The organism is Streptomyces sp. NPDC025793, from assembly GCF_055558375.1.
Window position 1 is genome coordinate 24853 of record NZ_JBVHMR010000037.1, and the last position, 18552, is coordinate 43404.

An 18552-nucleotide genomic window follows, 5' to 3' on the forward strand; every position below is an offset into this window, starting at 1 on the left:
CTCGGCCGGAATGCTCGGAGCATGCCATCCGTCATCGAAGTCACCGATCTGCGCAAGTCGTACGGCGGCCGCGCCGTGGTCGACGGTGTCTCCTTCACCGTCGAGGAGGGCGAGATCTTCGGGATCCTCGGCCCCAACGGCGCCGGCAAGACCACCACCGTGGAGTGCGTCGAGGGCCTGCGGGTCCCGGGCGGCGGCCGGATCCGGGTCCTCGGCCACGATCCCGTCGCCGACCACGCGGAGGTCGCGCGGGTGCTCGGCGCCCAGCTCCAGCAGAGCGAACTCCAGGCCAAGCTCACCGTGCGCGAGGCGCTGGAGCTCTACGCCGCCTTCTACCCGCACCCCGCCGACTGGCGCCCCCTCGCCGAACGCCTCGGTCTGACGGAGAAGTTGGGCACTCGGTTCGGCAAGCTGTCCGGCGGTCAGAAGCAGCGGCTGTTCATCGCGCTGGCGCTCGTCGGCGGGCCCCGGGTCGTGGTGCTGGACGAGCTGACCACCGGCCTGGACCCGCGCGCCCGGCGCGACACCTGGCAGCTGATCGAGGAAGTCCGCGCGAGCGGGGTCACCGTGCTGCTGGTCACCCACTTCATGGAGGAGGCGCAGCGGCTGTGCGACCGGATCGCCGTCATCGACCGGGGACGGATCGCCGCGCTGGACACCCCTGCCGGGCTCATCCGCCGCTCGGCGGGCGCCACGGTCATCAGCTTCAGCCCGTCCGCACCGCTGGACGAGCGTGAGCTCGCCGCGCTGCCCGCGCTCGCCTCGGTCGAGCGCAAGGGCGAGCGGATCACCCTGTCCGGCACCGACGAGACCGTGAACGCCGTCATCACCCTGCTCGCCCGCCACCACATCACCGCCCGCCAACTACGGGTCGTCGACGCCACGTTGGACGACGCGTTCCTCGACCTGACCGCAGGCCCCGCCGAGGAGGAAGCCGCGTGAACACCGCCGTGCTGCGTACCGAGTTCCGGTTGTTCCGCCGGGAACCGGCCGCCCTCTTCTGGATCTTCCTGTTCCCCTCGCTGCTGCTGGCGATCCTCGGCTCCATCCCCTCGTTCCGTCGGGCCGACGCGTCGATGGGCGGGCTGCGGCCGGTCGACGTCTATGTGCCCGTCGCCGTACTGATCGCCCTGATCATGTCCGGGGCGCAGGGGCTGCCGCAGGTCCTCACCGGCTACCGGGAGCGCGGCATCCTGCGCCGGATGTCCGTCACACCGGTCCGCCCCGCGGCCCTGCTGGCGGCACAGATGGCCGTGCAGGGCGTGGCCGCGCTGGCCTCGGCGGTGCTCGCCCTCGCGGTCGGCCGGGTGGCCTTCGGCGTGACACTGCCCCGGCAGCCGGCCGGCTATCTGCTGGCCCTGCTGCTCGCGGCGGCGGCCGCCCTCGCGCTCGGCAGCGTGGTCTCGGCGCTCTCCCGGACGACGAGGATCGCCGGTGCGATCGGGTCGATGGTGCTGTTCCCGATGATGTTCTGCGCGGGTGTGTGGATCCCGGTGCGGTCCATGCCGCACGCGCTGGCCCGGGTGGTCGAGCTGACCCCCTTCGGCGCGGCGGCCCGCGCCCTGGACCAGGCCGCCTCCGGGGGCTGGCCGGCCTGGGGGCACCTCGGGGTGCTCGCGGCGTGGACGCTGCTGCTCACCGGCGCCGCCGCGCGCTGGTTCCGCTGGGAGTGAGCGGGCGCTCCACCGCGGTGGACGTGGAGGAAGGAGCCGGGCCGTGCCGGACACTGGGGGCATGACGAGCACCGTGCAGCCGCCGCCCCGGGCGTCCTTCGACACCTGGGGGCCCTGGGCACTGCTGGCCGCCGGTGTCGTCGCGGCGGCGATCTCCGCCCACCCGGTCGGCATGGACCGGACCGGAATGATCGTCTGCACCGCACTCGTGCCCGTGGCCGTCGTGCTGCAGCTGTACTGGGGCAGGGTGAAGCGGACGCGGCCGGGCCCGAGCCGGACGGGGGTGTGCCTCTACCTCCTGCGCTGGGCCATCGCCTTCGTGCTGACCTGGGCCAACCCGTTCTTCGCCTTCTACGCCGTGAGCGGCTACTACACCGCCGGCCGGGAGCTGCCGCGCCGGCTGGTGCTGCCGGGTCTCTTCCTGACCGCCGTCACCATGGCCGGCAGCGAGGTGGGCGGCTGGCCACCGCACGGGTTGGTCATGTGGCTCGGCTTCTTCCTCGTGCTGGGCGTCAACATGGGCATGGTCAGCGTGTTCACCCGGTTCGCCGAGCAGGAGCAGGCCCGGCTCAGTGTCCAGGCCGACACCATCGCCGAGCTGGAGCGCACCAACACGGCGCTGCAGCAGGCCCTCGACGAGAACGCCGCCCTGCACGCCCAACTCCTCGTCCAGGCGCGGGAGGCGGGCGTGGCCGACGAGCGGCGCCGGCTCGCCGCCGAGATCCACGACACCATCGCCCAGGGCCTGACCGGGATCATCGCGCAGCTCCAGGTCGTCGCGAACGCCCCCGACCTGACCACCGCCCGCACCCATCTGGAGCGCGCCTCCACGCTGGCCCGGCACAGCCTCGGCGAGGCCCGCCGCTCGGTGCACAACCTGGCGCCGGTGGAGCTCACGGCCGGCGGACTGCCCGAGGCGCTGAAGAAGACGGTCACGGAGTGGGGCGAACGCACCGGCGTGCGGGCCGAGTTCACGGTCACCGGCACCACCGAGCAGCTGCACGACGAGGTCTCGGCGACGCTGCTGCGCATCGCCCAGGAGGCCCTGTCCAACGCGGCCCGGCACGCCGGCGCGACCCGGGTCGGGGTCACCCTCTCCTTCATGGGCGACGAGGTCACCCTCGACATCCGCGACGACGGCACGGGCTTCGACCCGGCCGCCGTACCGGCCCGCTCCCGCGCCGGCGGCTTCGGCCTGGACGGCATGCGGGCCCGCGCCGAGCGCATCGCGGGCGCCCTGACGGTGGAGTCCGAGCCCGGGCACGGCACGGCGGTGTCGGCTCGCGTACCGTTGGTCGGCGATGACCGCTGAGACCGTGATTTCCCTGCTGATCGTGGACGACCACCCGGTCGTCCGCGACGGCCTGCGCGGCATGTTCGAGTCGGCGCCGGGCTTCCGCGTGCTCGGGGAGGCCGCGAACGGCGTCGAGGCGGTGGCGCGGGCCGCCGCCCTGGACCCGGACGTGATCCTGATGGACCTGCGGATGCCGGGCGGCTCGGGCGTGGACGCGATCCGAGAGCTGACCCGCCGGGGCGCCCGCGCCAAGGTGCTGGTCCTCACCACCTACGACACCGACTCCGACACCCTCCCCGCGATCGAGGCGGGCGCGACCGGCTACCTGCTGAAGGACGCACCGCGCGACGAGCTGTTCACCGGCGTGCGGGCCGCCGCCGAGGGCCGTACGGTCCTCTCCCCGGCGGTCGCCTCCCGCCTGGTCCACGCGGTCCGCACCCCCCGCGCCCCGTCCGGCGAGCCGCTGTCGGCCCGCGAACGCGAGGTTCTGGCCCTGGTCGCCAAGGGCACGTCGAACCGTGAGATCGCCCGCGAACTCTTCATCAGCGAGGCCACGGTGAAGACCCACCTCACCCACCTGTACGCCAAGCTGGGCGTCAACGACCGCGCGGCGGCGGTGGCGACGGGGTACGACCGGGGAATCCTGGGCTGAGCCGGCCCGCCCGCACGCGGGCCCGGGCCCCTCAGACCACCCTCAGCAGCAGCACGGACCGCCCCGGCACCGTGATCCGCGCCCCCGCCGGATGCACCGTGCCCGGCGGCTCCGCCTGGTCCTCGCGGTCGGTGTCCACGAGCACCTCGTACCGCCGCGCCCACGGCGGGCCCGGCAGCACGAACGCGGTCGGGTCCTCGCCCGCGTGCAGCACCGCGAGGAAGCTGTCGTCCACGACCGGCGCCCCCCGCTCGTCGCGGCCCGGGATGTCCCGGCCGGAGAGGTACATGCCGAGCGTGGCCGCGGGGGCGTACCAGTCGGCCTCGGTCATCTCCGTGCCCCGCGGGGTGAACCAGGCGAGGTCGCGCAGCCCGTCCGCCGAGTGCGCGCGGCCGGAGAAGAAGGCGCGGCGGTGCAGCACCGGGTGCCGGTGGCGCAGGGCGATCAGGCGGGCGGTCAGGTCGGTCAGTGCCCGCCAGCCCGGTTCGGCCGTCAGCGACCAGTCCAGCCAGCCGATCTCGTTGTCCTGGCAGTAGGCGTTGTTGTTGCCGCCCTGGGTGCGGCCGAGTTCGTCGCCGGCGACCAGCATCGGCACACCGGTGGACAGGAGCAGGGTCGTCAGGAGGTTGCGGAGCTGGCGGCGGCGCAGCGACCGTACCCGCTCGTCCTGCGTCTCGCCCTCCACGCCGCAGTTCCAGGAGCGGTTGTCGTCGGTGCCGTCGCGGTTGTCCTCGCCGTTGGCCTCGTTGTGCTTGCGCTCGTACGACACCAGGTCGCGCAGCGTGAACCCGTCGTGCGCGGTGACGAAGTTGACCGAGGCGTACGGGCGGCGGCCGCCCCAGGCGTACAGGTCGCTGGAGCCGGACAGGCGGTAGCCCATCTCCCGTACGTCCGGCAGGGCCTGGCGCCAGAAGTCCCGGACCGCGTCGCGGTAGCGGTCGTTCCACTCCGTCCACAGGGGCGGGAAGGCGCCGACCTGGTAGCCGCCCGAGCCGACGTCCCACGGCTCGGCGATCAGCTTCACCCGGTGCAGCACCGGGTCCTGGGCGATGACCGCCAGGAACGGGGAGAGCATGTCGACGTCGTGCATCGAGCGGGCCAGCGCCGCCGCGAGGTCGAAGCGGAAGCCGTCGACGCCCATCTCGGTCACCCAGTAGCGCAGCGAGTCGGTGATCAGCCGCAGCACCTGGGGCTGGACGACGTGCAGCGTGTTGCCGCAGCCGGTGTAGTCGGCGTAGCGGCGGGCGTCGCCCTGGAGCCGGTAGTAGCCGCGGTTGTCGATGCCCTTCAGGGAGAGCGTCGGTCCCAACTCGCCCGCCTCGGCGGTGTGGTTGTAGACCACGTCGAGGATCACCTCGATGCCGGCCGCGTGCAGCGCGCGCACCATCCGCTTGAACTCGCCGACCTGCTGGCCCGTCGTCCCGGTGGCCGCGTAGCCGGCGTGCGGGGCGAAGTAGCCGATGGAGTTGTAGCCCCAGTAGTTGACGAGGCCCCGGCGCAGCAGGTGGTCCTCGTGCGCGAACTGGTGGACGGGGAGCAGCTCCACGGCCGTCACGCCCAGCCTGGTCAGGTGCTCGATCGCGGCCGGGTGCGCCAACCCGGCGTAGGTGCCGCGCAGTTCCTCGGGGATCCCCGGGTGCAGCTTGGTGAAGCCGCGCACGTGGAGCTCGTAGAGGACGGAGTCGGCCCACGGGGTCTTCGGCCGCCGGTCGTCCTCCCAGTCGTCGTCATCGTCGACGACGACGCCCTTCGGCACGTACGGCGCCGAGTCCCGCTCGTCGCGCACGGTGTCGGCGACGTACTGCTCGGGCCAGTCCCGGACGTGCCCGTACACCTCGGGCGGTAGCCCGAACTCGCCGTCCACCGCCCGCGCGTACGGGTCCAGCAGCAGCTTGGCCGGGTTCCAGCGGGCACCGGTCCACGGGTCCCAGCGGCCGTCCACCCGGTAGCCGTAGCGCTGGCCCGGCATCACGCCCGGCACGAAGCCGTGCCATATCTCGTGCGTCAGCTCGGTCAGCCGGACCTGGGTCTCGCGGCCGCCCTCGTCGAACAGGCACACCCGGACCGCCTCCGCCCCGCCCGCCCACAGCGCGAAGTTGGTGCCCGCGACCCCGTCCGGGCCGGTCCGGAACCGGGCCCCCAGCGGGGTCGGCGCGCCCGGCCAGACCACCGGGGTCGGCGCCGCGGCGTGCCGGACGCCGTTCAGCCCGGACGGCTGCTGCCCCGTCCCGACGGCCGGCTGCCCGGCCGGTGCCCGCCGCTTTGCTGCGCTCGTCACCTGTCGGCCCCTCTTTCAGCCCGGGGGACGGCGCGCGGTCCACCGGCCGAAGAGCATCCCGCTCGGCCCTCCGGCACGGCTGCGCCCCCGTGCGGCTCATGTCCGGGCTGGGGTCCCCCTCCGGGGAGGCTCCCCAACGTGTCGTCCTTCCCTCTCTTCTGCCCAGTGCGTGCGTCGCACTCACGTTTCCCCCGAGCGGGCCCGGTCGTTGAGTCCCGCGTGAGGCACGTACAAGGACGCGCACGGCGCGCGGGAGCCGCGCTGGCCGCGGTACTGACATGGGCGGCACTGCTGGCGGGCTGCTCCGGGGGCTCCGGACCGCTCGGGGCGTACGACAAGCCCCGGGCACCGCGGGACGTCATCCGCGTCAGCCCCGGCGACGCCGTCACGGGCGTCCGCCCCGGCGAGCGGCTGCGGATCCGGGTGCCGGACGGGCGGCTGGAGAAGGTGACCGTCGTCAGAGAGCAGGACGCGCAGGACTTCCCGGTCCCCGGGCGCGTCAGCGCCGACGGACGGACCTGGCGGCCCGACGACGACCGGCTCGCGCTCGCCGCCCGGTACACGGTCGACGTGGTGGCGCGGGACGCCGACGACCGCCGCTCGGCCCGGCACACCACCTTCACCACCCTCGTCCCCGCCGAGCGGTTCATCGCCTACGTCACCCCCGAGAACCGTGCCGTCGTCGGCACCGGCATGATCGTTTCGCTCGCCTTCAGCCGGGAGATCGCCGACCGGGCCGCCGTCGAACGCGCCGTCCGGGTCAGCGCGCGGCCGCCCGTCGAGATCCGCCCGCACTGGTTCGGGGGCAGCCGCCTGGACTTCCGTCCCGAGCGCTACTGGAAGCCCGGCACCCAGGTCACCGTCGGGCTGGACCTGCGCGACGTCCAAGGGGCGCCCGGCGTCTACGGGTTGCAGCACAAGACCTTCGCCTTCACCGTCGGCCGCAGCCAGGTCTCCCTCGTGGACGCGGCGAGGCACACCATGGAGGTACGGCGCGACGGCCAGCTCCTCGCCACCGTGCCGATCACGGCGGGCGGCCCGCGCAACCCGACGTACAACGGCAAGATGGTGGTGATGGACATGCAGGACGTCACCCGCATGAACAGCCGCACGGTCGGCTTCGGCGGCGAGTACGACATCCCCGACGTCCCGCACGCCATGAAGCTCACCGCCTCCGGCACCTATCTGCACGGCAACTACTGGTCGCCGGACGCCCCTGGGCACGTCAACGTCAGCCACGGGTGCGTGGGGCTCAGGGACGTCAAGGGCGGCAGTTCGGCCACGCCCGCGGGCTGGTTCTTCGACCGCAGCCTCATCGGCGACGTCGTGGAGGTCGTGGGCAGCCGGGACAGGACGGTGGCCGCGGACAACGGCCTCGGCGGCTGGAACATGACCTGGCAGGAGTGGAATGCGGGCAGCGCGGTGAAGTAACCGGGGGAGGGTTTTCGGTACGGGCGGGGGTGCGGGCGGAAGTTGCGACGGAACGGTGACATTCACCTGACACCGAGCTCAAAACCAGGCGGTTAATATGCGCGCACCAGTGTGGTGGGGAGCGGGCCTGACCAGGTCCGGCGAGGGGAGACGACTTGAACGTGCGGCCCATATCGGGGGCGTCGACGGCGGGACGGCGAGGCCGTAGGAACACAGGATGGGCGCTGATATCCGGCGCCCTGGTGCTGTCGCTCGCCGCGTGCGGCGGGGGTGGCGGCAAGGGGGCGGGGGCCGACGGCAAGGGCTCCAGCACTCAGCAGGGCAAGCAGCAGTCGGCGGCGGCCGTCACGATATCGCCCAAGTCGGGCGCCACCGGCGTCGACACCAGCGGCGCGCTGAAGGTCGACGTCGCCAAGGGCAGGCTGACCGAGGTGACCGTCAAGGACGCCAAGGGCGCGAAGGTCGACGGCAGCATCGGCGGCGGGGGCGCGTCCTGGACGCCGTCGACCCACCTGGCCGCGGCCACCACGTACACGGTGCACGCGGTCGCGAAGGACTCCGAGGGCCGCGAGAGCGCCGAGGACTCCACCTTCACCACCCTCACCCCGAAGAACACCTTCCTCGGCACTTTCACCCCCGAGGACGGCTCCACCGTCGGCGTGGGCATGCCGTTCTCCGTCAACTTCACCCGGGGCATCACCGACCCGCAGGCCGTCGAGAAGTCCATCAAGATCACGACACAGCCCGCGGTCGACGTCGAGGGCCACTGGTTCGGCAACGACCGCCTCGACTTCCGCCCCGAGAAGTACTGGAAGGAAGGCACGAAGGTCACCGTCGACCTGAACCTCGACGGTGTCGAGGGCCGCTCCGGCGTCTACGGCAAGCAGCACAAGACCGTGACGTTCACGATCGGCCGCAACCAGGTCTCCGTCGTGGACGCCGAGAAGCACACGATGAAGATCACCCAGGACGGAAAGGTCGTCAAGACCCTCCCGGTCACCACCGGCAAGCCCGGCTACGACACCTGGAACGGCCAGATGGTCATCAGCGAGAAGCTCACCGAGACCCGCATGGACAGCGAGACGGTGGGCTACGGCAAGCAGTACGACATCAAGGACGTCCCGCACGCCATGCGCCTGACCGGCTCCGGCACCTTCGCGCACGGCAACTACTGGGGCGGCGACGCCTTCGGCAACTACAACGCCAGCCACGGCTGCATCGGCCTGCGTGACGTGCAGGGCGGCTACGACAGCTCCACCCCTGCGGCCTGGTTCTTCAACCACTCGCTCATCGGCGACGTGGTGATCGTCCAGCACGCGAACGAACGCACGGTGGACCCGGCCAACGGCTTCAACGGCTGGAACATGTCGTGGGCGGACTGGACGAAGTGAGCCCACGTTGACGGACGGGCCCGGTGCTGTGACCTACGGCACCGGGCCCGCCGCCGTTAGTCCCCGTTAACCTGCATCCCATGACCGTGAATCTCGAAGTCGCCGAAGGCGTCGGCACGCTGCGCCTCGACCGTCCGCCGATGAACGCGCTGGACATCGCCACCCAGGACCGGCTGAAGGAACTCGCCGAGGAGGTCACGCGCCGCGACGACGTGCGCGCCGTGGTGATCTACGGCGGCGAGCGGGTGTTCGCGGCGGGCGCGGACATCAAGGAGATGCAGAACATGGATCACGCCGCGATGATCCAGCGCTCCCGTGGCCTCCAGGACGCCTTCACGGCCGTCGCCCGCATCCCCAAGCCCGTCGTCGCGGCCGTCACCGGCTACGCCCTCGGCGGCGGCTGCGAACTGGCCCTGTGCGCGGACTTCCGCATCGCCGCCGACAACGCCAAGCTCGGCCAGCCCGAGATCCTGCTCGGCCTGATCCCGGGCGCCGGCGGCACTCAGCGCCTGCCCCGGCTGGTCGGCCCCTCCAAGGCCAAGGACCTCATCTTCACGGGCCGTCAGGTCAAGGCCGACGAGGCCCTCGCGATCGGCCTGGTGGACCGGGTCGTGCCGGCCGGCGAGGTGTACGAGCAGGCGCACGCCTGGGCCGCGAGGCTCGCCCAGGGGCCGGCGATCGCGCTGCGCGCGGCGAAGGAGTCCGTGGACACCGGCCTGGAGACCGGCATCGACACCGGGCTCGCCGTCGAACGCAACTGGTTCGCGGGCCTGTTCGCCACCGAGGACCGCGAGACCGGCATGCGCAGCTTCGTGGAGGAGGGCCCGGGCAAGGCCACGTTCCGCTGAGCGTCAGCGTGTGGACTTCCGGGTGACTTCGGCCGCAACTCCCGCTGTTCCCCTTGCAATTGACGTGTCGTCTCATCCGGGTCCCTCGATGGGGCGGTTTATGGGAGCCTTAAGGCGACCTTAAGCCTGTGCCGTCGAGGGAGCCTGTCGATTGCCCGGAAGTGAGCCGTCCGCGCAGGTCAACCGAGTCGCACCGGACGTCGACGTGTCGTCGGCATATGCCACGCGCAGAGGTGGGAGTGGGGGCGTGCAGGGGGCGTATTCCGTCGGAACGGCCCCCAAGGCGCCTCCGGACGGCCATCATGGGGGCATGGCGGGGCTGGAGGGCATCGAACAGCCGCGGGGACACGGTCGTGCTGCCGCGGCACGCTGGTCGCCCGGGGTCGAGGACGAACAGGCGCTCAAGGCGCTCGAACTGTTCGGAAACCCGACGGAGGCGGAGGTCCCGCTGCCGTCCCGCCCGGAATCCGCGGCCACCGCCCGCCGGCTCACCCAGGTCGTCGTCCTGCGGACCTGGCGGCTGACCCCCAAGATCACCGAGGACGCCGTCTTACTCGTGTCCGAACTCGTCGGCAACGCCGTACGGCACACCGGCGCCCGAATCTTCGGCCTGCGGATGCACCGCCGCCCCGGCTGGATCCGGGTCGAGGTCCGCGATCCCTCGCGCGGGCTGCCCTGTCTGATGCCGGTTCAGGACCTGGACGTCAGCGGCCGCGGCCTGTTCCTGGTGGACAAGCTCTCCGACCGGTGGGGCGTGGACCTGCTGCCGCGCGGCAAGACCACCTGGTTCGAGATGCGGGTGTCCGACCGGTAGCCGGCGTCTTGCGCCGAGGCGACCGCGACCCGAAGTCATCCCTCAATCGGGCTAATCGGCGCTTTTCTTACCTCCCCGCCCTTAAATGGTGCGGGTGACCACGACCAACCGACGCGGGGTGCTGCGTGCGGGCGCCGGACTCGTCGCCGGCGGTGCGCTCGCCGCCGGTTGCGGTGCCGGTAAGACCGCCCCGGCCGCCACCCCGGACCCCGGGTCCCCCACCGCCTCCCCCTCCGGCGCCCACACCACGAGCCGTCCCTCGCCCGGCGCCCGGGCCGCCCCCGCTCCCCGCGCCTATCCCGGCCTGCCCGCCCAGATCGCCCACGGCCCGCGCACCCGTCCCCAGGTCGCCCTCACCTTCCACGGCCAGGGGGATCCGGGCATCGCCCACTCCCTGCTGGACACGGCGGAGCAGCACGGCGCCCGCCTCACCGTGCTCGCCGTCGGCACCTGGCTGGACGAACACCCCGACATCGCCCGCCGGATCCTCGACGGCGGCCACGACCTCGGCAACCACACCCAACGGCACATCTCCGTCAACGAGATGGCCGAGGCGGACGCCCGCAAGGAGATCACCGACTGCGCGGACCGGCTGAAGCGGCTCACCGGATCCATCGGCACCTGGTTCCGCCCCTCCCGCTCGCCCACCGCGTCGGCGCTGGTCGTCCGGCTCGCCCGCGAGGCCGGGTATCCGCACGTGCTGTCGTACGACGTCGACTCGCTCGACTACACCCGCCCCGGCGCCGCCGCCGTCACCCGCAAGGTTCTCGCCGACGTGAAGAAGGGGTCGGTGGTGAGCATGCACTTCGGGTACCCGGACACCGTCACCGCCCTGCCCGACGTCCTCCACGAACTCGACCGCCGCGGACTGCGCGCGGTCACCACCACGGAGCTGCTGAGCTGATGCGCACCACGAAAGCCGCCCGGCTGCTGACCGCCGGTGCCGCCCTGACCGCCCTGTCCCTGCTGTCCGCGTGCAGCTCCGGATCCTCGAAGGGGGGCGACCAGGCTCTCGGCAGCAAGGCGCCCGCCCGGCCACAGGTGGACCAGAAGCGGGTGGACGTGCTCCCCGGGATGCCCGCGGTCGACAACCCGGACGACCTCTACGCCGCCGACCACCCGAACCAGCTCTCCCCGGTCGTCAAGGACTTCCCCTCCCGGGTGTACGTCCCCAACACCAACTCCAACACCGTCACCGTCATCGACCCCGCGACCTACAAGGTCATCGACACGATCCCGGTCGGCCGCCAGCCCCAGCACGTCGTGCCGTCCTGGGACCTGAAGACCCTCTGGGTCAACAACGACCTCGGCAACAGCCTCACCCCGATCGACCCGAAGACCGGCAAGGCGGGCAAGTCGCTCGCGGTGCACGACCCGTACAACCTGTACTTCACGCCCGACGGCAAGTACGCCGTCGTCATGGCCTCCATGGACCGCGCGCTGGTCTTCCGTGACGCGCACACCATGAAGGTCGTCAAGACGCTGCCGGTCAAGTGCTACGGCGTCAACCACGCCGACTTCTCGCCGGACGGCCGCTACTTCATCGTCTCCTGCGAGTTCAGCGGAGAGATCCTGAAGGTCGACACCGCGCGGATGGAGGTCGTCGACCAGCGGAGGCTGCCACAGCGCGGCTCGATGCCGCAGGACGTCAAGATCTCCCCGGACGGCAAGCTGTTCTACATCGCCGACATGGTCGCGAACGGACTGTGGATCCTGGACGGCGACACCTTCGACGAGCCCCGCTTCCTCTACACCGGCAAGGGCTGCCACGGCCTCTACATCAGCCGCGACTCCCGCGAGATGTACATCTCCAACCGGGGCGAGGGCACGATCTCCGTCTTCGACTTCGCCCAGGACAAACTCACCAAGAAGTGGCGGCTGCCTCAGGGCGGCAGCCCCGACATGGGCGGTGTCTCGGCCGACGGCAAGGTGCTGTGGCTGTCCGGCCGCTACAACTCCGAGGTGTACGCCATCGACACGCGGACCGGTGAGCAGCTGGCCCGCATCAAGGTCGGCAGCGGCCCGCACGGCCTCGCGGTCTACCCCCAGCCCGGCCGCTACTCGCTCGGCCACACGGGCGTCTTCCGCTGAGCACCGAACGCTCCGCCGCACAGACCGCTCCGCGCCCCTTGAGTCTCCACCCGCTGGAAGGCCCAGACTCCCGGACATGACCGACGACGGCACCGGACTCCTCACCATCGGCGAGCTGGCCCGGGCCACCGGGCTGACCGTGCGCACCATCCGTTACTGGTCCGACGAGGGCGTGCTCACCCCGGTGACCCGCTCCCCGGGCGGCTACCGGCTGTACGACAGCGAGGGCGTCGCCCGCCTGGAGCTCATCCGGACCCTGCGCGAGCTGGGGCTGGGCCTGGCGGACGTGCGCGGGGTGCTGGCCGGGGAGCGCACGGTGGCGGAGGTCGCGGCCGCCCATGTGGCGGCGCTGGACGCGCAGATCAGGGCGCTGAAGGTGACCCGGGCCGTGCTGTCGACGGTCGCCCGACGAGGCTCGACGGCCAAGGAGATGACCCTGATGAACAAGCTGGCGCGACTGTCGGCGGCGCAGCGGCAGCGGATCATGCAGGAGTTCGTGGACGAGACGCTCCACGGGCTCGACGCGGTGGACCCGGACGTGCAGGAGCGGATCCGGCAGACGGCCGTCCACCTCGCGGAGGACCCCACGCCGGAGGAGGTCGACGCCTGGGTGGAACTGGCCGAGATGCTCCAGGACCCGGAGTTCCGGGCGCAGATGCGGCGCGCGATGGAGTTCAACGCCGCGGACCGGCAGCCGCGCGGACGGTCCCTGTGGTTCGCCAAGCGGCTGGTGGACCTGGTGGCCCCGGCGCGCGAGCGGGGCGTCGAGCCCACCGCGCCCGAGGCCGACGAGGTCCTGACGGAGCTGTTCGGGGACGCCGACCGGGAAGCCGTACTGGAACGCATGGCAGTGGGGTTCGACGACCGCGTCGCCCGGTACCGCGAACTCATCTCCGTCGTGAACCGGCAGCCCGCCCCGCCGCACGCCGAGGACTTCGCCTGGGTGGTCACCGCGCTGCGTGCTCGCGCGGCCCGTTAATCTGACCAGCGTCAGTACGCCAGCACGGCAACAGAAACACGAGCAAAAGGGGCGGATCGGTGGCGGACATCGAGGAAGCACGCAAGCAGTTCGAGCGGATCGACGCGAACGGAGACGGATTCATCACCGCTGCCGAGTTCAAGCACGCGCTGGCCGAGGGCGGCGACTGGAACGTCACCGAGTCGGTGGCGGAGTCCATCATCAAGCAGCGCGACCTCAACGGCGACAAGGTCCTGTCGTTCGACGAGTTCTGGGCCTACCTGAACAAGTGACCCGCCCGGGGGGTGCCACGGCCGTACCGGCCGGGGCACCCCCTTCGTCATGCGGTGCGCCGGATCCGCACGCTCCAGCGGCCGTCGTGACGCTGCAGCGTGAGCGGCAGGTCGAAGCACTTGCCGATCTGGTCGCCGGTGAGGACCTCCTCGACCGGCCCCGAGGCCAGCACCCGCCCGTCGCGCAGCAGCACCGCGTGCGTGGTGCCCGACGGCAGCTCCTCCAGGTGATGCGTGACGAGGACGGTCGCCAGCCGCGGCCGGGCCGACCGCAGCTCCTCCAGCGCCTCGATCAGCTGCTCCCGGCCCGGCAGATCCAGACCGGTCGCCGGCTCGTCCAGGAGCAGCAGCCGGGGCTCGGGCATCAGCGCCCGCGCGATCAGCGTCCGCCCGCGCTGGCCCTGCGAGAGCGTGGGCCAGCGGGCGTCCCGCAGCGCCGCGAGCCCCAGCGTGGCCGTCAGCGCCTCGGCCCGCTCCTCCTGCTCCGGGCTCGGCCGCCAGCGCGGGAGCAGCTCGATCGAGTTCGTCACCCCGGTCAGCACCACGTCCCGTACCGTCAGCGGCGAGGACAGCGGATGGCGTGGATTGACGTGCCCCACCTGCGCCCGCAGCTCCCGCAGATCGACCCGGCCCAGCCGGCTCCCGAGCACCTCCACCGTGCCCCGGCTCGGATGCGTCACCGCCCCGAGCAGCCCCAACAGGGTCGACTTTCCCGCCCCGTTGGCCCCGAGCAGCGCCCAGTGCTCCCCGGCCCGGACCGTCAGCGAGACCTCCCGGAGGATCGGCCGCCCGTCCCGGACGAGATCGACGCCCTCCGCGCGCAGTACCTCGCTCACCGGACCACCGCCCGGTCCACCGCGCACAGCACGGCCCGAACCGGGGCCGCGAGACCGCGGGCGTACCGGCCCGCGCCCCACCGGATCCGGTCGCCGACCCGGCACTCGGCGCGGGCGACCGCCTCGCCGTCCACGTCCGGTTGCTCCACCACGTCCAGCACCTCCACCGAGTGTCCGGCGCCCGCGAGCGCGTCCGTGACGGACGCGAGGGGCGTGTCCCCGGTGCCCGCGCAGCCGCCACCGGCGGTCAGGCTACCCGGGAACCGGTGCGCCCCGGGCTCCTCCCGGTGCGCGGACCAGGCGCCGAGCCCGACCCGGGCGTCCGTGCGCCGGCGTCCGTCCCGCTGGGCTCCGCAGGAAGGGACGGGAACGGGGTCAGGGGGCGGTCCTCCGGTAGTGGCCCGGTGCGGTGCCGTACTCCCGCTTGAAGGCCTTGGCGAAGGCGAACTCCGACGCGTAGCCGGTGCGTTCGGCGACCTGACGCAGGGACAGGTCGTCGTGGCGCAGCAGCCGGCCCGCCGTCGTCATCCGCCACCACGTCAGGTACGTCAGCGGCGGCTCGCCCACCAGCGCCGTGAACCGGCGCGCGAGGGCCGCCCGGGACAGCCCGCCGGCGGCGCCCAGCTCCGCCACCCGGCTTCGCCCGAGGCGGCGAACCGCGCGCCCCAGGGCGCGTACTTGTACCGGCGCGAGGAGTGCGGCTGCCCCGCGCGATGATCACCGGGGCGGCCAGCGGGGTCGGCACCGCCGCGATCCAGGTGGCCCGGCGGGCCGGGGCCGTCCCGATCGCGACCACGCGCACCGAGGCCAAGCGGCAGGCGCTGCTCGACCTGGGGGCCGAGCGGGTGATCGTCACCGACGCCGAGGACGTGATCAAGGAGACCCGGCGGCTGACCGGCGACCGGGGCGCCGAGATCGTCCTGGACGCGATCGGCGGCTCGTACTTCCGGGAACTGGGCGCGGCCGCCGCAACCGACGCCACCATGGTCAGTTACGGCCGGCTCGCCGACGGCCCCGTCGAACTGCCCATGAACTGGCCCGTCACGGTCCACGGCTACGCCAACTTCGCGCTCACCGGCACACCGGAGGGCCGCCGCCGCGCCGCCCACTACGTCGGCTCGGGCCTCACCGACGGCACTCTCCGGCCGGTGATCGCCGAGGTGTACGACGGCCTGGACCGCATCGGGGACGCGCACCGCCTGATGGAGTCGAACCGCCACACGGGCAAGATCGTCGTACGCGTCCGAGGCGGTTCACACGAATGCCGGAGTCGCGGAATAGTGCCGGGACCGAAGAGGTTGTCGGGGACACGCGAAGCATGCACATGCATGAAAAGAGACGACCCCGGAGGGCCTGACATGAAGATCGGCATCATCGGCGCGGGAAACATCGGCGGCAACCTCACCCGCAGGCTCACCGCCCTCGGCCACGACGTCTCCGTGGCCAACTCCCGCGGCCCCGAGACCCTGAAGGAACTGGCCGAGGAGACGGGCGCGAGCGCGGTCCGGGTCGAGGAGGCGGCCCGGGACGCCGAGGTGGTGGTCGTCACGATCCCGCTGAAGGCGATCCCGAACCTCCCCTCGGGCGTGCTGGACGGCGCGGCGAAGGACGTGGCGGTGATCGACACCGGCAACTACTACCCGCAGCAGCGCGACGGCCGCATCGCGGCGATCGAGGACGACGGCCTGACCGAGAGCCGCTGGACCGAACAGCACCTCGGCCACCCGGTGATCAAGGCCTTCAACGGCACCTACGCCCAGGACATCCTGGACCGCCCCCGCCCGGCCGGCGCCCCCGACCGCATGGCCCTCCCGGTCGCGGGCGACGACGCTGCCGCCAAGGCCAGGGTCCGCGCCCTGATCGACGAGCTCGGCTTCGACACGGTGGACGCGGGCGGCATCGACGACTCCTGGCGCCAGCAGCCGGACACCCCGGTCTACGGCCTCCAGGCCGGCACCGAAGCCGTCACCAAGGCCCTCGCCGAGGCCTCCCCGGAACGCCCGGCGGGCTTCCGCGGCTGACATCAGCGGCCTCCGCTCCCCGTGTACGGACCCTCGTACGGCCGATTCTGTACGGGGCACTGTCAGCAGTCCGAGAAGGGACAACCCCTCTCCCCGATCCGGCGCAAGCGGGGCAACGGCGTTGCCAAGGAGATGGCCGAACGCGGGATCACCGAGTGCCGCGGATACGGCGTGCCCAAGCCCGTGTCCGCGTACTCGACGCGCAACGCATCCGGAGCTCCTCGGCCATACGGTGCAAATCCTGCAACGCTGAGGGCGTCCGACTCAGCCACTGCAACGTGACCAAGGATTTCGTCGAACCGAGAGTCTCCCGACCGAGCATCGGCCCTTCGATGTGCTGAACCAGTACCTTGCGGATCCGCCCGCCAAGCGTCTCCGGGCGGAGAAGTGAGCTCTTATGCGCCGTCGGCCCAGCCCTTCAGCGCCGCCGTGCTCGCGAAGTTGGCCACGTCCTTGTCGTGGGGCTCGCTGGTGTACTGGTGGAAGAGCCACTTCGCCTTGATGCGGGGCCTGCCCGCGGTGACGTAGTCGGCGATCCAGAGACCGTCGCCCGCGTAGGAGCTCGTGTCGACGGTCAACCAGAAGTCCCTGTTCGCGTAGAGCACGACCCGGTGTTGCGGCCGTAGCTGCTTCACCTTCCGGATGAACGTGTCCTTCTCCGCGCTGCTCGCGCGGGTGCCGTCGCCCGTGGTCTCCCAGTCGACGGCGAGGATGTCGCCCACCCTGGAGGGAGCGGCGGTCACGAAGTGCTCGGCCTGGGCGGTGAGGTTGCCCGGCCACAGGAAGTGGTAGAAGCCCACGACCAGTCCGGCGTCCCGGGCGGTCTTCGTCTGGGCGGCGACGTGGGGGTTGGTGTACGTGCGGCCCTCCGTCGCCTTGATGAAGGCGAAGGAGAGTCCGCTCGTGTCGTACGAGGACGACTGGAACGCGCTGACATCGATGCCGTGGAGCATGTGGGGGACTCCTCGAAGTGCCGATGGGGGTAAGGAGTTGGGGGTGCTGGTTGAGTGATGCCCCACGATGGCACGCTCGATCCGCTCCACGGGGCGGAAGTCGGCTCCGGGTGACGACCGAACTGAGGACCGACGCCGACTTCGCCGACCGGTCCGAGGTGATGATGCTCGCGTGGTCCCCGGCCAACAGCGCCGGCCTGGCGGCGACTTCGGTGTCCGTGGGGGCGGTGGAGGAGATCGGCGGGGACACGTTGTAGGCGTCCGTCATGATCAGGATGCAGTGGTTCGTGGAGTGGAACGACGTGTCGTAGCCGTTGTTGACGTACGTCGCCGCGTCACCGTCGAAGAAGACGAACCAGGGCCGGATCGAGGTGTCGGAGGTCCACCTGCTCGCCCGCGGGTCGCCGCGCCCAGCACCGCGGGGAAGGCCTCGCCCCTCGCGATGTTCCCCGCCGTGTACGGGTCGCGCAGGTGGTCGCCGTACTCCTGGTCCGTCCAGTAGTGGTCCAGCGGGTTCTTCCTCTCCACCGTGCCGGGGATCACCTCGAAGACGAACTTGCCCTTGAGGGAGTCACGGCTCGGCCAGGTGTTCGCCTTCGCCGCCGCGTCCAGTGCGGAGTACGACGAGCCCAGCAACGCCAAGACCCCGAGCGAGCTGTACAGCAAGGACCGCAACCAGGGCTTCGGCGTCGCTGTGGCTCACCCGCCACCGCTTGTTCACGCTGTCCGCGTAGATGTCGATCTCCAGCAGCGAGGAGCCGGAGTCCAGCGCCTGCGCGAAGTACGTGTACTCGGACTTGTCGTACGCGTTGTGCGTGCCGATCGACGTCGTCTCGGAGACCTTCGCCGGGGCCGCGTGCGCGTTCCCCGGCAGCCCCGTCAGCATGGCCGCCGCTCCCGCGAGCGCCGCCGGCCTTCTCATCACCCGCATGCCCGAACTCCCTCTGCCCGCTGCCGGGTTGGCCGCAGCGTTGGAGAAGGCGGTTACTGCCCGGTAGTCCACGGAGGAACATCAGCCT

At 71.8% G+C, this 18552-nt stretch carries 19 protein-coding genes and 2 pseudogenes; 15 read left to right on the forward strand and 6 right to left on the reverse strand.

Features of this window, described 5'->3' with window-relative positions; genetic code table 11:
- Window positions 1-21: 21 nt before the first annotated feature.
- From ACZ4MF_RS39115 to ACZ4MF_RS39130, 4 genes are all read left to right on the forward strand, one after another.
- On the forward strand, window positions 22-942 hold the full coding sequence (locus ACZ4MF_RS39115) for an ABC transporter ATP-binding protein (RefSeq protein WP_467497790.1): 921 nt from the start codon (window positions 22-24) through the stop codon (window positions 940-942).
- Window positions 939-1673: an ABC transporter permease gene (locus ACZ4MF_RS39120; protein ID WP_467497792.1), complete on the forward strand. Its 735-nt coding sequence runs from the start codon at window positions 939-941 to the stop codon at window positions 1671-1673. Before ACZ4MF_RS39115 ends, ACZ4MF_RS39120 begins: the two co-directional genes overlap by 4 nt.
- A 61-nt stretch (window positions 1674-1734) precedes the next feature.
- Complete coding sequence (locus tag ACZ4MF_RS39125) at window positions 1735-2985, forward strand: sensor histidine kinase (protein ID WP_467497794.1); 1251 nt, start codon at window positions 1735-1737, stop codon at window positions 2983-2985.
- Entirely contained in the window at window positions 2975-3619 is a 645-nt protein-coding gene (locus ACZ4MF_RS39130; protein WP_071370789.1) for a response regulator, read from the forward strand. Before ACZ4MF_RS39125 ends, ACZ4MF_RS39130 begins: the two co-directional genes overlap by 11 nt.
- 31 nt (window positions 3620-3650) lie before the next feature.
- On the opposite strand, the gene glgX is transcribed toward ACZ4MF_RS39130, so the two are convergent.
- On the reverse strand, window positions 3651-5897 hold the full coding sequence (gene glgX / locus ACZ4MF_RS39135; RefSeq protein WP_467497796.1) for a glycogen debranching protein GlgX: 2247 nt from the start codon (window positions 5895-5897) through the stop codon (window positions 3651-3653).
- A gap of 219 nt (window positions 5898-6116) precedes the next feature.
- Here glgX and ACZ4MF_RS39140 point away from each other — a divergent pair, with 219 nt between their 5' ends.
- From ACZ4MF_RS39140 to ACZ4MF_RS39175, 8 genes are all read left to right on the forward strand, one after another.
- The gene (locus tag ACZ4MF_RS39140; RefSeq protein ID WP_467497798.1) at window positions 6117-7328 is read left to right on the forward strand and encodes a L,D-transpeptidase; all 1212 of its coding nucleotides are present in this window, start codon (window positions 6117-6119) and stop codon (window positions 7326-7328) included.
- A 155-nt stretch (window positions 7329-7483) separates the two neighbouring features.
- Window positions 7484-8719: a L,D-transpeptidase gene (locus tag ACZ4MF_RS39145; RefSeq protein ID WP_467497799.1), complete on the forward strand. Its 1236-nt coding sequence runs from the start codon at window positions 7484-7486 to the stop codon at window positions 8717-8719.
- A gap of 80 nt (window positions 8720-8799) precedes the next feature.
- Window positions 8800-9567 (forward strand): enoyl-CoA hydratase/isomerase family protein, encoded by a 768-nt coding sequence (locus tag ACZ4MF_RS39150; protein ID WP_467497801.1) that lies wholly within the window; start codon window positions 8800-8802, stop codon window positions 9565-9567.
- Window positions 9568-9877: 310 nt separating this feature from the next.
- Window positions 9878-10381, forward strand: a complete 504-nt coding sequence (locus ACZ4MF_RS39155; RefSeq protein ID WP_467497803.1) for an ATP-binding protein — start codon at window positions 9878-9880, stop codon at window positions 10379-10381.
- An 85-nt stretch (window positions 10382-10466) separates the two neighbouring features.
- Window positions 10467-11285 (forward strand): polysaccharide deacetylase family protein, encoded by an 819-nt coding sequence (locus ACZ4MF_RS39160; protein ID WP_467497805.1) that lies wholly within the window; start codon window positions 10467-10469, stop codon window positions 11283-11285.
- The gene (locus tag ACZ4MF_RS39165) at window positions 11285-12472 is read left to right on the forward strand and encodes a YncE family protein (protein ID WP_467497807.1); all 1188 of its coding nucleotides are present in this window, start codon (window positions 11285-11287) and stop codon (window positions 12470-12472) included. Before ACZ4MF_RS39160 ends, ACZ4MF_RS39165 begins: the two co-directional genes overlap by 1 nt.
- A gap of 76 nt (window positions 12473-12548) precedes the next feature.
- Window positions 12549-13451: a MerR family transcriptional regulator gene (locus ACZ4MF_RS39170; protein WP_467497809.1), complete on the forward strand. Its 903-nt coding sequence runs from the start codon at window positions 12549-12551 to the stop codon at window positions 13449-13451.
- Between the two features lie 59 nt (window positions 13452-13510).
- Entirely contained in the window at window positions 13511-13723 is a 213-nt protein-coding gene (locus ACZ4MF_RS39175; protein WP_467497811.1) for an EF-hand domain-containing protein, read from the forward strand.
- A 47-nt stretch (window positions 13724-13770) separates the two neighbouring features.
- Here the strand turns inward: ACZ4MF_RS39175 and ACZ4MF_RS39180 are convergent, their stop codons facing one another.
- The 3 genes and pseudogenes from ACZ4MF_RS39180 to ACZ4MF_RS39190 all read right to left on the reverse strand — a co-directional run.
- Window positions 13771-14559: an ABC transporter ATP-binding protein gene (locus tag ACZ4MF_RS39180; RefSeq protein ID WP_467497813.1), complete on the reverse strand. Its 789-nt coding sequence runs from the start codon at window positions 14557-14559 to the stop codon at window positions 13771-13773.
- The gene (locus tag ACZ4MF_RS39185; RefSeq protein WP_467497815.1) at window positions 14556-14711 is read right to left on the reverse strand and encodes a hypothetical protein; all 156 of its coding nucleotides are present in this window, start codon (window positions 14709-14711) and stop codon (window positions 14556-14558) included. The genes ACZ4MF_RS39180 and ACZ4MF_RS39185 overlap by 4 nt, the downstream gene beginning before the upstream one ends.
- Window positions 14712-14934: 223 nt before the next feature.
- A pseudogene (locus ACZ4MF_RS39190) lies at window positions 14935-15267 on the reverse strand (helix-turn-helix transcriptional regulator); the annotation flags it as partial.
- Window positions 15268-15272: 5 nt separating this feature from the next.
- On the opposite strand from ACZ4MF_RS39190, the pseudogene ACZ4MF_RS39195 reads away from it, so the two are divergent.
- Window positions 15273-15785, forward strand: a pseudogene (locus ACZ4MF_RS39195) (zinc-binding dehydrogenase); the annotation flags it as partial.
- Window positions 15786-15917: 132 nt separating this feature from the next.
- Window positions 15918-16580, forward strand: a complete 663-nt coding sequence (locus tag ACZ4MF_RS39200) for an NADPH-dependent F420 reductase (protein ID WP_362822414.1) — start codon at window positions 15918-15920, stop codon at window positions 16578-16580.
- A 395-nt stretch (window positions 16581-16975) separates the two neighbouring features.
- Here ACZ4MF_RS39200 and ACZ4MF_RS39205 read toward each other — a convergent pair whose 3' ends face one another.
- Entirely contained in the window at window positions 16976-17533 is a 558-nt protein-coding gene (locus tag ACZ4MF_RS39205) for a GH25 family lysozyme (protein WP_467497816.1), read from the reverse strand.
- Between the two features lie 110 nt (window positions 17534-17643).
- Here ACZ4MF_RS39205 and ACZ4MF_RS39210 point away from each other — a divergent pair, with 110 nt between their 5' ends.
- On the forward strand, window positions 17644-17790 hold the full coding sequence (locus ACZ4MF_RS39210; RefSeq protein ID WP_467497818.1) for a hypothetical protein: 147 nt from the start codon (window positions 17644-17646) through the stop codon (window positions 17788-17790).
- Window positions 17791-18104: 314 nt separating this feature from the next.
- Here ACZ4MF_RS39210 and ACZ4MF_RS39215 read toward each other — a convergent pair whose 3' ends face one another.
- Window positions 18105-18464, reverse strand: a complete 360-nt coding sequence (locus tag ACZ4MF_RS39215; RefSeq protein WP_467497820.1) for a hypothetical protein — start codon at window positions 18462-18464, stop codon at window positions 18105-18107.
- Between the last annotated feature and the right edge of the window lie 88 nt (window positions 18465-18552).

Coding starts and splice junctions, on each gene's coding strand:
- ACZ4MF_RS39205 (WP_467497816.1), bottom strand. CDS start 17,533: ATGCTCCACGGCATCGATGTCAGCGCGTTCCAGTCGTCCTCGTACGAC.
- ACZ4MF_RS39130 (WP_071370789.1), top strand. CDS start 2,975: ATGACCGCTGAGACCGTGATTTCCCTGCTGATCGTGGACGACCACCCG.
- ACZ4MF_RS39115 (WP_467497790.1), top strand. CDS start 22: ATGCCATCCGTCATCGAAGTCACCGATCTGCGCAAGTCGTACGGCGGC.
- ACZ4MF_RS39215 (WP_467497820.1), bottom strand. CDS start 18,464: ATGCGGGTGATGAGAAGGCCGGCGGCGCTCGCGGGAGCGGCGGCCATG.
- ACZ4MF_RS39155 (WP_467497803.1), top strand. CDS start 9,878: ATGGCGGGGCTGGAGGGCATCGAACAGCCGCGGGGACACGGTCGTGCT.
- ACZ4MF_RS39200 (WP_362822414.1), top strand. CDS start 15,918: ATGAAGATCGGCATCATCGGCGCGGGAAACATCGGCGGCAACCTCACC.
- ACZ4MF_RS39160 (WP_467497805.1), top strand. CDS start 10,467: ATGGTGCGGGTGACCACGACCAACCGACGCGGGGTGCTGCGTGCGGGC.
- ACZ4MF_RS39170 (WP_467497809.1), top strand. CDS start 12,549: ATGACCGACGACGGCACCGGACTCCTCACCATCGGCGAGCTGGCCCGG.
- ACZ4MF_RS39165 (WP_467497807.1), top strand. CDS start 11,285: ATGCGCACCACGAAAGCCGCCCGGCTGCTGACCGCCGGTGCCGCCCTG.
- ACZ4MF_RS39125 (WP_467497794.1), top strand. CDS start 1,735: ATGACGAGCACCGTGCAGCCGCCGCCCCGGGCGTCCTTCGACACCTGG.
- ACZ4MF_RS39150 (WP_467497801.1), top strand. CDS start 8,800: ATGACCGTGAATCTCGAAGTCGCCGAAGGCGTCGGCACGCTGCGCCTC.